This window comes from Alteromonas sp. OM2203, assembly GCF_048517045.1.
Taxonomy (GTDB): Bacteria; Pseudomonadota; Gammaproteobacteria; order Enterobacterales; family Alteromonadaceae; genus Alteromonas; species Alteromonas gracilis.
The window spans coordinates 312,796-326,690 of record NZ_CP183209.1 but is presented as its reverse complement, the minus strand read 5'-3'; the positions used below and the strand labels follow the sequence as shown (position 1 = coordinate 326,690).

The following is a 13,895-nucleotide window of genomic DNA, read 5'->3' as shown; positions in this document are numbered from 1 at the left end:
CTCTAGACCTCTACTGCTTGTGCTTTCGTTTCAACTAAACCCAATTCATTGCTCGTTATCAGGCTTTCAATATTAACTAAAATGACCATGTGCTCGTCGACATCAGCCAGTCCGTGAAGGTATTTACTGTCGAATGCTACGCCGAACTCGGGTGGTGGCAACATGTCTTCTTCTGAAAGACGGATGACATCAGACACACCGTCAACCACAATACCCACGATGCGGTCGTGCACATTGAGCATAATGACAATAGTGAAGTCGTTATATGTCGCCTCTCCCACATTAAATTTAATGCGCAAGTCCACAATCGGAACGATATCCCCGCGAAGATTTATCACCCCTTTGATAAAGCTAGGCGCATTGGCGATTTTAGTAACTTGCTCGTAACCACGAATTTCTTTAACCGTCGTAATATCAAGCGCGTAATGCTCTTCACCTAGAACGAAACTTAAAAATTCGTTTTCTCGTGATGCACCAACGGCTTGCTGTAAGGCTGCTTCGCTCATAGTGAAACCTCTTCATTAAGAATATTGATACAGTTTGCTGCCACTGAATCTGCGTCTAAAATCATCGCGACCTTGCCATCACCCATAATGGTAGCGCCGGCTATACCTGCGACCTTTTTGTAATGCTGCTCTAAACTTTTAATAACCACTTGCTGCTGACCGACAAGCGAATCCACTAAGACGCCATACCGCTTTTTGCTACTTTCAAGTAACACAACAATGCCTTTGGTAGGTTCTATAACCCCATTATCAACTTGCATTAGCTGAGTGAGCGAGACGAGAGGCCAATACTGGTCTCTAATCCATAGCACCTTGTCGTTGCCCAGTGTTTTGACTTGCGTTTTGGTAGGTTGAAAAGATTCGATTACGTTGAGGAGTGGGATAACGAAAATTTGGTCTCCCACTGAAACACACATCCCGTCGACGATAGCGAGGGTAAGAGGCAAATGAATATAGAATGCTGAACCCTCACCTTGTGACGATTCAATTTCAATACGACCACCAATAGATTCAATGTTACGGCGAACTACGTCCATACCCACACCGCGGCCCGATACGTCGGTCACCTCTGCGGCGGTAGAGAAGCCCGCTTGGAAAATAAGCTGCCAAATTTCGCTATCTGGCATATCAGGCGAGACCGGAAGTCCGTTCTGCATCGCTTTCTCTAAAATACGTTCTTTGTTTAAGCCTGCGCCATCGTCAATAATTCCGATGATGATGCTGCTGCCTTTCTGCTCAGCGCTTAATATTACAGTTCCGTTTTCTGACTTACCGCTTGCAAGTCGTTTTTGAGGGCTTTCGACGCCGTGGTCAATACTGTTTCTTACTAAGTGAGTAAGTGGGTCGACAAGTTTTTCGATTAAGCTCTTATCGATTTCTGTATTGCCGCCTTGGATAACTAAGTCGACTTTTTTACCCAACTTAGAAGATAAATCTCTTACTACCCGAGGGAATCGATTGAATGTCATATTCACAGGCAGCATGCGCATCGACATGACGGATTCCTGAATTTCTCTCGTATTGCGTTGCAGTTCGTCAATCGCTAGCTGCAAGCGCTCTCCGATTTGGCCCTCTACTTCTTGACCTACGTTAGAAAGCATAGATTGGGTAATCACCAGCTCGCCGACTAAATTAACCATGGCATCGATTTTAGTCGTGTCCACCCGTATGGATGCCGCTTCTTTAGGCGCCGCTTTTGGTTTAGGCTTAACTGGTTTAACAATTGGCTGTTTAGGCACTGACTGAGCAGCTTGCTCAACGTCTGGTTTTATCGGTAAGTTTTCTGGTGCGTAGAAGCCAAATCCTTCATCAACTGTAGCTTCACTAGCGTTTTTTTCTGCCTGGGACTTACTTTGGCTTGGCACATCTTCATCATCGAAAAATCCAAAGCCTTCGATTTCTTCTGACTTCGTGTCGGATGTCGCCGTTTGGGCTTCACCTTCGTCATCATCAAAGAAACCAAAGCCCTCTATATCATCGCTTACAGCAGAGGTATCCTGCTGATGAATAGACTCTTGCAAATCATCAGCGGTCTGCCCAGAAGCCAGAGCTAACGTTTCTTCCAGTACCTTTATACTTGCCTCTATTTGGTCTTGAGGAAGTTCGGTTTGCTCTTTATAAGCTGCTAAGGTGTCTTTCAACACATCCAATGTCTGAAGAAATATGTCTACAATGGCGGCAGTAACTTGAATTTCTTGATTTCGTGCTTTATCGAGCAAGTTTTCCATAACATGGGTGAGGTTCATCAACGCATCAAACCCGAAGATGCCACTGCCCCCCTTAATTGAATGCGCTGCTCTGAAAATACTATTAAGCTCTTCAGGGTCGGGGTTATCTACATCTAAGGTCATGAGCAACTGCTCCATGTCCTGGAGATGCTCGTCGCTCTCGTCAAAAAATACGCCATGGAACTGATTTACATCGATAGTCATAAATGACTCCCCTTTACCCTAAACACGCCGAAATTGGATTAACCTAAAACACGTTTCATCACATCAAGAAGCTTATTCGGGTCAAAAGGCTTCACCATCCAACCTGTCGCACCGGCCGCCTTTCCTTTTGCTTTCATATCATCACCTGCCTCGGTCGTGAGCATGACGATAGGCGTAGATCTGAAATTTGCTAGGCCACGAAGCGACTTGATAAGTGTAAGACCGTCCATTCGCGGCATGTTTTGATCAGTAAGTACAAAATCGAAACGAGCACCCTGGCATTTATCTAAAGCGTCTTGGCCATCTTGTGCTGTTGTCACGTTGTAGTTCGCTGACTTAAGCGTCATTTCCACCATTTGGCGGATTGACACAGAATCGTCCACGATCAGAATGCTTTTACTCATAATTCAACCACCTTTGTGAATATTTGAATGAATCTCACTTGTCTGTGAATATGTTTGTTATTAAAAAAGTTCTACGTCGCCAGCATCCATTGATGTTGCGGAAACCGGGTTATGATCTGCTTGTCCTTTGTCTTTGAGTGAAACCTGATAATTAGCCAAACTCTCTTTAACTTGCTGCGCAGTTTGTGCATTTAGGTCGTTTAGCTGAGCCACTACAAAGTCAATGATCTCTCGCGTATAGGTCAGGTTCTGCCCGTTAATATCGCCAAACTGCATTCCTCGGATGGCGGAATTGGTCGCATCAGATAGCTGTTGACGAATGCCCTCTAGTTCACTTGCGCCTTGAATGTCAGCCTCAGCTTTGCGAATTATGCTTTTGAGTTGTTCGCTGATAGCGTCTTTGGCATTTACCACATGAGATATGTCTTGAGAGGCAACGACTTCAGCGGTTTCGGTGAGTTTGTTTATTAGCGATCTAATGTTTTCGATTTGCTTTTTAATTACGTCACTAAATTGGGTTGAGCGCGTTGATAGTGCGCGAACCTCGTCAGCAACTACCGCAAATCCGCGGCCTGCCTCCCCAGCACGAGCAGCTTCTATCGCCGCATTTAGCGCTAAAAGATTCGTTTGAGACGAAATGTCGTCAATACCACCGAGCGCTTCAATTACGGTAGGCATTGCCTGTTGAATGGTTTGTACCTGAGATTCGAGCGCCCGCGTCGATTCGGTCATTTCTTTGGTTGATGCGATAAACTGCGTCAGCGTAGTGTCAGTCTCAGACGCAAAACTGCGCATTTTGTCAGCGTATGCGCAGTCGCTGTTGTCATCGTCTTTAAGTAAGTTGTTAATGCTGACTTCTTGTTGACCTAACAATGACTGGAGCGAGATAAACGCATCACTTAATGTTCCCACTGCATCCGTTTGCGTAGAGAAGATATCAGCGATATTTGATGAGGTGACCGATAATATCTCGTTAGTATCAGCAATGGTTTCTGCCATTAAATCAGTGCCGCTGCTTGCTTCAATTGTCGAGACCGTCGCTGCTGAACGAACCTTATTAGGAGCGCTAAGTTGCTCAGATATTTTCGATAAAAAGAAAAGGAGTATAAGGACACACGCTGAGCTGGCAGCCAGCGCTAGATGCTCAAAAGAAGTGAAGAAGAGCGCCCAACTTATCGCCATCGTTAGAAAAGCTATCACGAAGGAATTGCTTTTGTTGGAAAAAAAATTATCCAAATAATCTGCAGCTATAGCGACCACACTCACACCTCTGTTGTTCTTACCGCGCGGGCGGATGTACAAAATACAATCAAAGTATGGTCTATTTTCTAAACCCAACCATTATACTTTTGATTATTTTTGTTCAATTAATACATTGGTGACATTTGCGACACAAAAGCGTAAGAAAAATTAGAGACGGGAACTTGCACCTAATGCTTCAAGCGTATCCAAAATTGCATCTGAGATATCTTCCAGCGGCTTGACGAAACTCGCGGCTTTGAGTTCGACAGCAACTTTAGGCATACCGTAAACAACACAGGTTTTTTCATCCTGACAAAACGTAACAGAACCTTTGGTGTACATATTCTTAAGACCTTGCGCTCCATCGCGCCCCATACCGGTAAGCAGTACCCCCACGGCATTAGCGCCTGCATGCTCAGCGAGTGAATCAAACATCACATCAACAGAAGGTTTATGCCCTGACACCTTAGGTCCATCGTCAAGTATTAAGCGGTAGTCAGCGCCACTCCTCTGCACTTTTAAATGTTTATTACCTGGCGCTAAATACGCAAAACCAGGCAGTAAGCGCTCTCCACCTTGTGCTTCTCTCACGGTTATTTCACATAGGCTATCAAGTCGCTTGGCATAGGTTGTTGTATAGCCCGGCGGCATATGTTGGGAAATAATAGTAGCCGGCGCATTGCGGGGAAAATTCATAATTACGTCTTTTATTGCTTCCGTTCCCCCAGTTGATGCGCCTATACCAATTAACTTTTCGGTTCCCGTGTAGCGCATGGATGCATGTTTAGTACAACGCGCTTGGGTTGGTTGACCAAGCTTAGAGTGGGCGGCCGCTTTTATCTTTTCAACAATAACCGCTGCGTACTCAGCCATGCCTTGCGCTACACCAAGTTTTGGCTTTGCCATAAAATCGACCGCACCTAGTTCCAACGCACGTAATGTTGCATCAGCACCTCGTTCTGTCAGGGTGGATATCATCACAACTGGGGTTGGCATCGCCTTCATCAGTACTTCTAAAAAGCGCAACCCGTCCACTTTTGGCATTTCAATGTCTAGTGTAATAACGTCTGGCCTGAACTCTTGTACCATTCGCTTTGCAGCGTAGGCATCTGGCGCTGCCCCCACCAGCAATAGGTCAGGATCGCGCGAGACTATCTCTGAAAGAATTTGACGTATTAACGCAGAGTCATCAACGACGAGAACTTTTATAGGCATGTGACTGTTCCGGAAATGAAATTACACCCGCTTTAGCTTGTTCAGAAAGTAGAACCCGATGGGTAGATTCACGCTCATAAAGAGTGGCATTGTTAAACTCACGAATTCGCTTCATATAAACATTGCCATCAGCCGGAAAGTAATAAATTTTGCGTGCATAGGTGGACATTAGGTCACTACTAATAAGCGGTATATTCGCATTGTCCAAATATTCTAAAACGAATTCAGCGTTAATTCGCCCAATGTCTTGCTGCACAAATCCCGGCAATACCTTTCCTCCGCCAAACGCTTTGGCCGCCAGCTTATTACGCCGTGCGCCAAGATGAATTAGCTGCTCTATTAGCATATTCATAGCGTGTATACCGTATTTTGTCGCAAGACAATCATCAAGATTCGTGGTTAAGTTGAGGTCTGGCAGCATAAAGTGGTTCATACCGCCAATCTGCTTTTCCTGATCGAAAATACACGCGGCTACGCATGAGCCAAGGATGGTTACTAAAGCTTTATCTGAAGCTGTGGCGTAATACTGTCCGGGCAAAAGTTTGACGGCTTCTTTTTGGAGTCGGTTATCAAAATATCGAATGGGATTTTCGTCCTGACTCATACTGCAAATTCCTTTTAAACGACTGGCCGATAAATGGTTTTTCCCATGGGAGCGACCAGTTCAGGATACATCGTGAAGTTTTCAGAGTGCCCTGCGACATATATACCGTCACTGCACATCAATTTAACCATGCGAGCTAAGATTTTGCGCTGCGTGGGCCGGTCGAAGTAAATCATGACATTACGGCAAAAAATTACATCCACTGGCGCTTCTACACACCAACGTGGCGACATTAAATTTAGTGTTTCGAACTGCACCATTTTTTTAAGCTCATCCACTACCCTTACTCGTCCAGATTGTGCGCCCTTCCCCTTATAGAAAAATTGCGTTTTATAGTCGTAAGACAGCTGACTAATACTGTTTTGGGCATACACACCTTCCCGGGCTTTTTGCAGTACTTTGCTGTCGATATCAGTAGCAAGTATTTGCACATTAGGGGTATAGGTGCCAAACACCGACGCCACTGTCATTGCAATACTATAAGGCTCTTCTCCCGTGCTGCTTGCGGCGCACCAAATGCGCTTAGTTTGAGGTCGCTTTCTTAAATAATTAGCAAGTGCATCAAAGTGATGTGGCTCTCTGAAAAACGCCGTGAGGTTAGTGGTGAGCGCATTAATAAAATGCTCCATTTCATCTTTACAGCTGCCTACGTAAGCAAGATACTCTTTGAAGCTTTTCATATCCAGCAAGCGCAGCCGCCTGGCAAGGCGGCTGTACACCATCGCATCTTTAGAGTCAGATAAGTTAATGCCAGCTTGTTTAAACAGCAGACTTTTTACCCGCTCAAAGTCTCTTCGGCTATATGAAAATTCCCTTTGTGCATCCGTGCTTTGAGTGGCAGTCATACACTAAAATGCCTCCCAATCCGATTCGTCGGGCGCGGCTGGATTAAGCGCTTTCATTCGCGGTTTAGGCACTTCACGCTCTTTAGGTAATGCTTTACTGACATTTAGCGACTGTATATCAGTGTGCTGGGTAGTCGTGCGACTACTTCCCACTTTAAACACCGACACACGTTGGGCTAGTTCACCCGATTGCTGTCTCATGCTATCTGCGGCCGCCGCTGCTTGTTCAACTAACGCTGCATTTTGCTGGGTCATTTCGTCCATCTGAACCACCGCATTGCTCACTTCCTGTATTCCGGTGGCTTGCTCGGACGATGCTGCTGCAATTTCAGACATGATGTCGTTAACGCGTTTAATTGCAGTAACGATATTAGCCATGGTTTCGCCAGACTTATTCGCTAACACGTTTCCATTGCCAATTTTATCGACCGACGCTGAAATTAGCGCTTTAATGTCCTTTGCCGCTTCAGCAGAGCGCTGAGCCAACGTCCTTACTTCTGAGGCAACGACCGCGAAACCGCGCCCTTGCTCGCCGGCTCGGGCGGCTTCAACCGCTGCGTTAAGAGCAAGTATGTTAGTTTGAAAAGCAATGCCGTCAATAACGCCGATAATGTCTGAAATACGTTGAGCAGAGTCGTTAATTTCCCCCATAGTGTGCACTACTTGTTCAATGACCTTGCCGCCTTCAGACGCCACTTCAGACGCTTGACTTGCCAATCCTTTGGCTTGATCAGCATTCTCGGCATTTAACTTCACGGTACCGGTCAGTTCTTCCATGGCAGAGGCTGTTTCTTCTAAGCTGGACGCTTGTTGCTCGGTACGGCTAGACAGATCAGCGTTACCCGTAGCTATTTCGTTTGAAGCCGTATCAATAGTTTCAACCGCAGAATGAATTTTAACAATGGTGTCGCGCAGCTCACCAATAAAGTGATTGATAGATTCACCAAGTACCTTGAAGTCTCCTTCTAATGGCTCTTCTATCGTTTTCAGTAAATCGCCATCCGATAGGCTAGCCATAATAGACTTAATACTTTCTACCGCTAGGGTTCTTCCCGTTACATCTGAGGCGTATTTAACTACCCTAAAAGGCTTGCCGTTTTGGTCTAAAATAGGGTTGTAAGAGGCCTGAATATAAACCGGCTTTCCTGATTTATTAAAGCGCTTATATTCGCCACTTGCATATACCCCATGGCGCAACTGGTCCCAGAATGCCGCGTATTCAGGGCTATTTTTGAAAGCGGGGTCTACAAAAATACTGTGATGCTTACCTTTAACCTCATCAAGGGTATATCCCATCGCCGCGAGGAAGTTGCTGTTCGCGTTCAAGATTACGCCTTCAAGGTCAAACTCAATGACCGCCTGAGACTTGCTTATCGCGTTCAGCTGCCCCTCAAAATAAGCATTTTTCAACTTATCTTCGGTTATATTGGTTGCATACTTTACTACTCTGAACGGGTTGCCATTCATATCTTCTATTGGGTTATACGATGCTTGAATCCAAACACTTTTACCCGTCTTACTTTCTCGCTTAAACTCGCCAGAGAAGAATTTCCCACCTTTGAGTTCTGACCAAAAACGTTGGTATGACTCTGATTGCCTCGTTTTCTCATCCACAAATATTTGGTGATGCTTACCTTTGATTTCGTCTAATCGGTAACCCATGGTATTGAGGAAGTTATCGTTGGCGGTGATAATGTTGCCGTCTACATCAAATTCAATGACCGCCTGTGATTTACCAATAGCGTTAATTTGTCCTTCGAAATACGCATTTTTTAATTTATCCTGCGTAATATCAGTGGCGAATTTTACCACTTTGAATGGCTTGCCCGAACTATCAAAAATGGGGTTGTAAGACGCGCGTATCCATATTTCCCTGCCGCCTTTTGCTATCCGTTTATATTCCCCCTCGCTGTGATCTCCGGCTTTTAAGCTTTGCCAAAATGCGGCGTACTCTGCACTGAGTTTGTAGCTTGGGTCGACAAACATACTATGGTGCTGCCCTTTAATTTCAGACAGGCTGTAGCCCATTGCGGCGAGGAAGTTCTCGTTCGCGTTTACAATAGTGCCCTCAAGGTCGAACTCAATAACGGCTTGGGATTTATTAATGGCGGTAATTTGACCTTCAAAATCTGCATTTTTCTGCTTTTGCGCCGTAATGTCAGAAGCAAATTTGATGATGTAATCCACCTTCCCGTCATCGTCAAACACCGGGTTGTAGGTCGCTTGGATCCACACCTCTTCGCCTTGCTTGTTAATTCTGCAAAACTCACCGCTGTGTACGTCGCCACTTTTTAGCTTTTGCCAAAACGCTTTATACTCGTCGCTTTGTGCGTAGTTCCTGTCAACAAAAATACGGTGATGCTTTCCCACCACTTCATTTTCGCTGTATCCCATTGCGGATAAAAAGTTGTCATTAGCCGACAAGATTTCGCCGTCTGTGGTAAAAGATATGACCGCTTGGCTTCGCATAATCGCGTCGACCATACCTTTATTGCGTTTATTTTCAGTGTTGTCCTGCCACTCGGTGACATAAAGCTGATTGCCGTTTTCGTCCGCCGTTATTGCAGATGCACTTACGCAAAAAGTGTGTTCAGCGAGTGAAACGAGCCGCTTGTTATCACCTGTGGCATGGGTGAGTAAATAAGACGGATTTTCTGCAGAGTTTGGCCTAACAGTAATATCGTCAATGTGTTTTCCCGATAATGTTGACTCGCCACCACCGACAGAAAAGTCTTTGGGATAGGCTTTTGCCATGCTTAAAAAAGCGGGGGTGTGAAAGTGAATAACCCCAGACTTATCGATAACCAACAAGTTTGAGGCACTGGCCTTTAGAATATTCGACTTCAATTGCGCATCGTGTTTCGCTACTTTTAACTCTTCGCCGTTAAGAAAATTAAATACGCCCATAACTAATATTTCCCAATGTCAGGTGTTTCCGTTTAGTGAAGGACCTTGTAACTACGCGTCGTCTTTTACGCTCTCAGGTGCAACTAAACCCAGCTCTTCGCTGGTAATTAAGCTCTCTATGTTCACCAGAATGATCATCTTTTCATCTACATCGGCTAAGCCGTGCAGATACCTACTGTCAAAAGCTACGCCAAACTCTGGTGGCGGAAGTACTTGCTCTTCAGACAAGCGAATAACATCGGATACGCCATCTACCACAATGCCAACAATGCGCTCTTGAATATTCAGCATTATCACGATAGTGAAGTCGTTGTACGTGGCCTCGCCGACATTAAACTTAATGCGCAAATCCACGATAGGAACGATGTCACCACGCAAATTAATCACGCCTTTTATGAAGGCTGGCGCATTCGCAATCTTTGTGACTTGTTCGTACCCTCTAATTTCCTTTACTGTGGTTATGTCCAACGCGTAATGCTCATCGCCAAGCACAAAACTTAAGTATTCTTTGTCTTGTCTACCGGTAACCGCTTGATGCGAGGCAGTTTCACTCATGAAAGTAACTCCTTTATTTGACTGGAGGTATACGTTATTGCAATAGAGTCTGCATCGATGATGAGTGCGACTTTTCCGTCGCCCATAATGGTAGCCCCCGCTATTCCAGCCACTTTGCGGTAATGTTCTTCTAAGCTTTTAATCACCACCTGCTGCTGACCCACTAACGCATCGACTAAAATACCAAAGCGTTTTTTACTGCTTTCAAGTAACACCACAATGCCTTCTGTAGGAGAAAGCGCGGCATCCTCAACTTCCATAAAGTCGTAAAGAGGGACCAAAGGCCAATATTGGTCTCGAATGTAAAGTACAGTGTCGTTGCCTAAAGTTTTCAACTGTTGCTTGGTGGGCTGGAAGGATTCAATAATATTTAAAAGTGGAATTACAAAAATTTGCTTACCCACCGACACACACATGCCATCAACGATGGCTAGCGTAAGCGGCAAGTGAATGAAGAAAGCTGAGCCTTCACCAGCGTTCGATTCAATATCGATACGACCGCCAATCGATTCGATATTGCGGCGCACCACATCCATACCTACCCCTCTTCCCGATACATCGGTAATGGCTTCGGCAGTTGAAAACCCAGGTTGGAATATAAGCTGCCATACTTCTGAATCAGGCATATCATCAGATACGGTAAGCCCGTTACTTCGCGCTTTATCGAGAATTTTGTCGCGGTGAAGGCCACCACCACCATCAATAATGCTGATAATAATGCTGCCGCCTTTTTGCTCGGCGCTTAAAATAACCGTACCTTTCTCCGGCTTACCAGCAGCCACTCGCTTATCGGGCATTTCGATACCATGGTCGATACTGTTGCGCACCAAATGAGTCAGGGGGTCGACAATCTTTTCGATTAAACTTTTATCAATTTCTGTACTGCCCCCTTGAAGTACCAGCTCTACCTGTTTACCCAACTTTCCTGCCAGGTCCCTTACTAAACGAGGAAAACGATTGAAGGTTGCAGTTAAAGGAAGCATACGCATAGACATCACCGACTCTTGAATCTCTCGGGTGTTGCGCTGCAGCTCATCAATAGCAAGCTGAAGACGCTCGCCAACTTGCCCCTCAACTTCTTGGCCTACCATAGATAGCATTGATTGGGTGATAACCAATTCGCCCACCAAGTTAACCATGACGTCTATTTTCGCGGTGTCTACCCGAATAGAGGCCGATTCACGGGAGGTGCTTTTTTTCGAAGAGGGCTTGGCTACTGGTTTAACAGGAGCGGACGCTGAGCCGGTATTCGTTGTTTTGTCGAGGTCAGTTGTAGCAGTAGAGCTTGGTTGTTTGCTTGGGCTTTGCGAATGGTTACTGCTCGCCGTTTCTAGCGTGGTATTTATATGACGGGCTGACGGTACGTCTTCAAAAAAACCGAAACCCTGCTCTTCTTCACCCGTTTCGGTTTCAATTGTTTCTGTCGTGGCGGAGCCCGACGCGTCAGTTTGAGACGCAACAGAAATGTGCGGTATTTCATCATCGAAGAAGCCAAATCCGTCATCTTCATTACGCTCACTTTTAGCTTGTTCGTTGTAAGAAAGCTCTTCCTTAATAGGCTCGTCATCGAAAAAGCCAAAACCATCGTCAGAGTTTGCACCAGCACTGGTAGGCTCGTCGACAAAGAAACCAAAACTTTCATCTGGGTCACCTTCGCTTTGGATATTCGCGCTTATTTCAGGAAGCGCGCCATTATCGCCAAGCGCAGCGTCGGTGGACTGCTCGTTAATAACGCCGTTTAATATTTTGATGCGCTCGTCGATGTTTTCCTGTGGGATTGCAGTTTCATCGCGATAAGCATTAAGCGTGTCTTTTAATACGTCAAGGGTTTCTAAAAGTACGTTGACAATGTCGGCGGTTACAGCAATTTCGTTATTGCGGGCCTTGTCTAGCAAATTCTCCATCACATGCGTTAAATTCATTAACGCATCAAAGCCGAAAATTCCGCTTCCGCCTTTAATAGAGTGGGCAGCACGAAAAATGCTATTGAGTTCTTCAGGATCAGGAGACTCGACGTCCAAGCTCATCAATAGCTGTTCCATATCGTCGAGATGCTCGTCGCTCTCGTCGAAAAACACGCCATGGAACTGTTCTATATCGATGCTCATTCTGAATCCTTCCAGACTTAAAGTATTAGAAGATGGACTTAACCTAAGACGCGTTTGGTTACATCAAGAAGTTTATTTGGGTCAAAGGGTTTTACCATCCAGCCAGTTGCCCCGGCAGCCTTACCTTTTGCCTTCATGTCGTCGCCCGCCTCTGTGGTAAGCATTACGACTGGGGTTTTGCTGTAAGACCCAAGGCCTCGTAAGTTTTTTATAAGGGTAAGACCATCCATACGAGGCATGTTTTGATCAGTCAGTACAAAATTAAACTGCTGACTCTTACATTTATCGAGCGCTTCTTGCCCATCTTGGGCTGTAGTTACGGTATATCCAGCGCCTTTAAGGGTCATTTCTACCATTTGACGAATCGACACCGAATCGTCGACAACTAAAATATGCTTGCTCATGTGCTCACTTCTCCTAAGTATGTCATTACTGACGGTGCTTCCTGTTCCTTTTTAGCTTAGAACAATTCTACCTCACCCGCGTCCATAGACGTTGCAGACACGGGGTTGTGATCATTTTTACCTTTTTGTGCGAGCCCTTTTTGATACTCGTTTAACGCTCTTACGAAGCTTTCGGTATTGTTAGCGTTTAATGTAGCCAACTGCTCTAAAATAAACTTGAGCATATCTTGGGTATACTGGATATGCTGGCCGTTGATATCGCCGAATTGCATTCCTCGAATAGCGGTATTTATCGAGTCATCAAGCTGTGAACCTATATCTTCAATTTGTTTGGTAGTAATAAGGTCTGCTTCTGCCTTTCTGATGATTTCAGCCAACTGCTCACTAATGTGGGCTTTGGCATTAACAACTTGCGAAATGTCTTGCGAGGCTACAAATTCTGCTGTGTTGGTGAGTTTGTCTACCAAACTGCGAATATTCTCAACTTGGGTTTTAATTACGTCGCTAAACTGGGTCGAGCGAGTGGAAAGTGCTCTAACTTCATCTGCAACTACAGCGAAGCCCCTTCCTGCCTCCCCCGCTCTTGCCGCTTCTATCGCTGCATTGAGCGCGAGTAAATTTGTTTGTGCAGCAATATCATCAATACCACTTAGTGCATTGATCACGGTAGGCATCGCCTGTTGTATAGTTTGCACCTGATCCATAAGGTGCTTGGTTGACGAGGACATTTGCTCGGTTGAATCGATAAATTGGGTCAGAGTTCCGTCAGTTTCTTGCGCGAAATTGCGCATACGATCGGAATAAGATTGCGTATGAGCTTGGTCTAAGCTTAGCAAATCTTCAATACACCCTATTTGGTTTGAAACTAACGCTTTCAAGCTGCTAAAAGCGTTAGACAAGGTTTCTACCGCATCATCTTGCGTCGATTTAATGGAAGACAAGTTGGAATCGCATGTACTCAGTGAAGCAGAAAGTTCTTCACTGGCTTTTTTGATGTCTGCCCCCCCTTTACTCTCGCTTTGCGCGAGAGGCCCGCTGTCTGGATAGATCTCTTCGTTTTCATCCATTGATCTTGCGTAAACGAAAACGCTAAAGACAACCACGCCTGTTAATACCGCAAGCGCCGTGAGCGAAGACACAAAAAAGAATAAAGCCCAAGAAGCAGCAACGCCCA

Annotated in this window: 12 protein-coding genes; all 12 read right to left on the bottom strand. The window is 45.3% G+C overall.

All coding sequences use genetic code 11. From position 1 onward, the window contains the following. Nucleotides 1-2 precede the first annotated feature (2 nt). The 12 genes from ACM0P2_RS01440 to ACM0P2_RS01385 all read right to left on the bottom strand — a co-directional run bounded on the left by ACM0P2_RS01440 (nucleotide 3) and on the right by ACM0P2_RS01385 (nucleotide 13,449). A complete protein-coding gene (locus ACM0P2_RS01440) occupies nucleotides 3-506 on the bottom strand; it encodes a chemotaxis protein CheW (protein WP_419227181.1) in 504 nt (167 codons plus the stop codon). After that, nucleotides 503-2,437, bottom strand: a complete 1,935-nt coding sequence (locus tag ACM0P2_RS01435; RefSeq protein ID WP_419227180.1) for a chemotaxis protein CheA — start codon at nucleotides 2,435-2,437, stop codon at nucleotides 503-505. Before ACM0P2_RS01435 ends, ACM0P2_RS01440 begins: the two co-directional genes overlap by 4 nt. A gap of 38 nt (nucleotides 2,438-2,475) precedes the next feature. Further along, nucleotides 2,476-2,841 (bottom strand): response regulator, encoded by a 366-nt coding sequence (locus ACM0P2_RS01430; protein ID WP_039217225.1) that lies wholly within the window; start codon nucleotides 2,839-2,841, stop codon nucleotides 2,476-2,478. A gap of 60 nt (nucleotides 2,842-2,901) precedes the next feature. Further along, the gene (locus tag ACM0P2_RS01425; protein WP_419227179.1) at nucleotides 2,902-4,101 is read right to left on the bottom strand and encodes a methyl-accepting chemotaxis protein; all 1,200 of its coding nucleotides are present in this window, start codon (nucleotides 4,099-4,101) and stop codon (nucleotides 2,902-2,904) included. A 150-nt stretch (nucleotides 4,102-4,251) separates the two neighbouring features. Continuing rightward, the gene (locus tag ACM0P2_RS01420; protein ID WP_419227178.1) at nucleotides 4,252-5,298 is read right to left on the bottom strand and encodes a protein-glutamate methylesterase/protein-glutamine glutaminase; all 1,047 of its coding nucleotides are present in this window, start codon (nucleotides 5,296-5,298) and stop codon (nucleotides 4,252-4,254) included. Continuing rightward, on the bottom strand, nucleotides 5,273-5,902 hold the full coding sequence (gene cheD, locus ACM0P2_RS01415) for a chemoreceptor glutamine deamidase CheD (RefSeq protein ID WP_419227177.1): 630 nt from the start codon (nucleotides 5,900-5,902) through the stop codon (nucleotides 5,273-5,275). The genes ACM0P2_RS01420 and cheD overlap by 26 nt, the downstream gene beginning before the upstream one ends. A gap of 14 nt (nucleotides 5,903-5,916) precedes the next feature. Next, nucleotides 5,917-6,747, bottom strand: a complete 831-nt coding sequence (locus ACM0P2_RS01410) for a CheR family methyltransferase (RefSeq protein ID WP_419227176.1) — start codon at nucleotides 6,745-6,747, stop codon at nucleotides 5,917-5,919. A 3-nt stretch (nucleotides 6,748-6,750) separates the two neighbouring features. Further along, a complete protein-coding gene (locus ACM0P2_RS01405; protein WP_419227175.1) occupies nucleotides 6,751-9,654 on the bottom strand; it encodes a PAS domain S-box protein in 2,904 nt (967 codons plus the stop codon). A 51-nt stretch (nucleotides 9,655-9,705) separates the two neighbouring features. Then, entirely contained in the window at nucleotides 9,706-10,209 is a 504-nt protein-coding gene (locus ACM0P2_RS01400; RefSeq protein WP_419227174.1) for a chemotaxis protein CheW, read from the bottom strand. Beyond that, on the bottom strand, nucleotides 10,206-12,317 hold the full coding sequence (locus ACM0P2_RS01395; RefSeq protein WP_419227173.1) for a chemotaxis protein CheW: 2,112 nt from the start codon (nucleotides 12,315-12,317) through the stop codon (nucleotides 10,206-10,208). The genes ACM0P2_RS01400 and ACM0P2_RS01395 overlap by 4 nt, the downstream gene beginning before the upstream one ends. A 38-nt stretch (nucleotides 12,318-12,355) precedes the next feature. After that, complete coding sequence (locus tag ACM0P2_RS01390; RefSeq protein WP_419227172.1) at nucleotides 12,356-12,721, bottom strand: response regulator; 366 nt, start codon at nucleotides 12,719-12,721, stop codon at nucleotides 12,356-12,358. 56 nt (nucleotides 12,722-12,777) lie between these two features. Beyond that, the gene (locus tag ACM0P2_RS01385) at nucleotides 12,778-13,449 is read right to left on the bottom strand and encodes a methyl-accepting chemotaxis protein (RefSeq protein WP_419227677.1); all 672 of its coding nucleotides are present in this window, start codon (nucleotides 13,447-13,449) and stop codon (nucleotides 12,778-12,780) included. Between the last annotated feature and the right edge of the window lie 446 nt (nucleotides 13,450-13,895).

Coding starts and splice junctions, on each gene's coding strand:
- ACM0P2_RS01430 (WP_039217225.1), bottom strand. CDS start 2,841: ATGAGTAAAAGCATTCTGATCGTGGACGATTCTGTGTCAATCCGCCAA.
- ACM0P2_RS01440 (WP_419227181.1), bottom strand. CDS start 506: ATGAGCGAAGCAGCCTTACAGCAAGCCGTTGGTGCATCACGAGAAAAC.
- ACM0P2_RS01395 (WP_419227173.1), bottom strand. CDS start 12,317: ATGAGCATCGATATAGAACAGTTCCATGGCGTGTTTTTCGACGAGAGC.
- ACM0P2_RS01405 (WP_419227175.1), bottom strand. CDS start 9,654: ATGGGCGTATTTAATTTTCTTAACGGCGAAGAGTTAAAAGTAGCGAAA.
- ACM0P2_RS01385 (WP_419227677.1), bottom strand. CDS start 13,449: ATGTCCTCGTCAACCAAGCACCTTATGGATCAGGTGCAAACTATACAA.
- ACM0P2_RS01410 (WP_419227176.1), bottom strand. CDS start 6,747: ATGACTGCCACTCAAAGCACGGATGCACAAAGGGAATTTTCATATAGC.
- ACM0P2_RS01400 (WP_419227174.1), bottom strand. CDS start 10,209: ATGAGTGAAACTGCCTCGCATCAAGCGGTTACCGGTAGACAAGACAAA.
- ACM0P2_RS01390 (WP_419227172.1), bottom strand. CDS start 12,721: ATGAGCAAGCATATTTTAGTTGTCGACGATTCGGTGTCGATTCGTCAA.
- ACM0P2_RS01420 (WP_419227178.1), bottom strand. CDS start 5,298: ATGCCTATAAAAGTTCTCGTCGTTGATGACTCTGCGTTAATACGTCAA.
- ACM0P2_RS01435 (WP_419227180.1), bottom strand. CDS start 2,437: ATGACTATCGATGTAAATCAGTTCCATGGCGTATTTTTTGACGAGAGC.
- cheD (WP_419227177.1), bottom strand. CDS start 5,902: ATGAGTCAGGACGAAAATCCCATTCGATATTTTGATAACCGACTCCAA.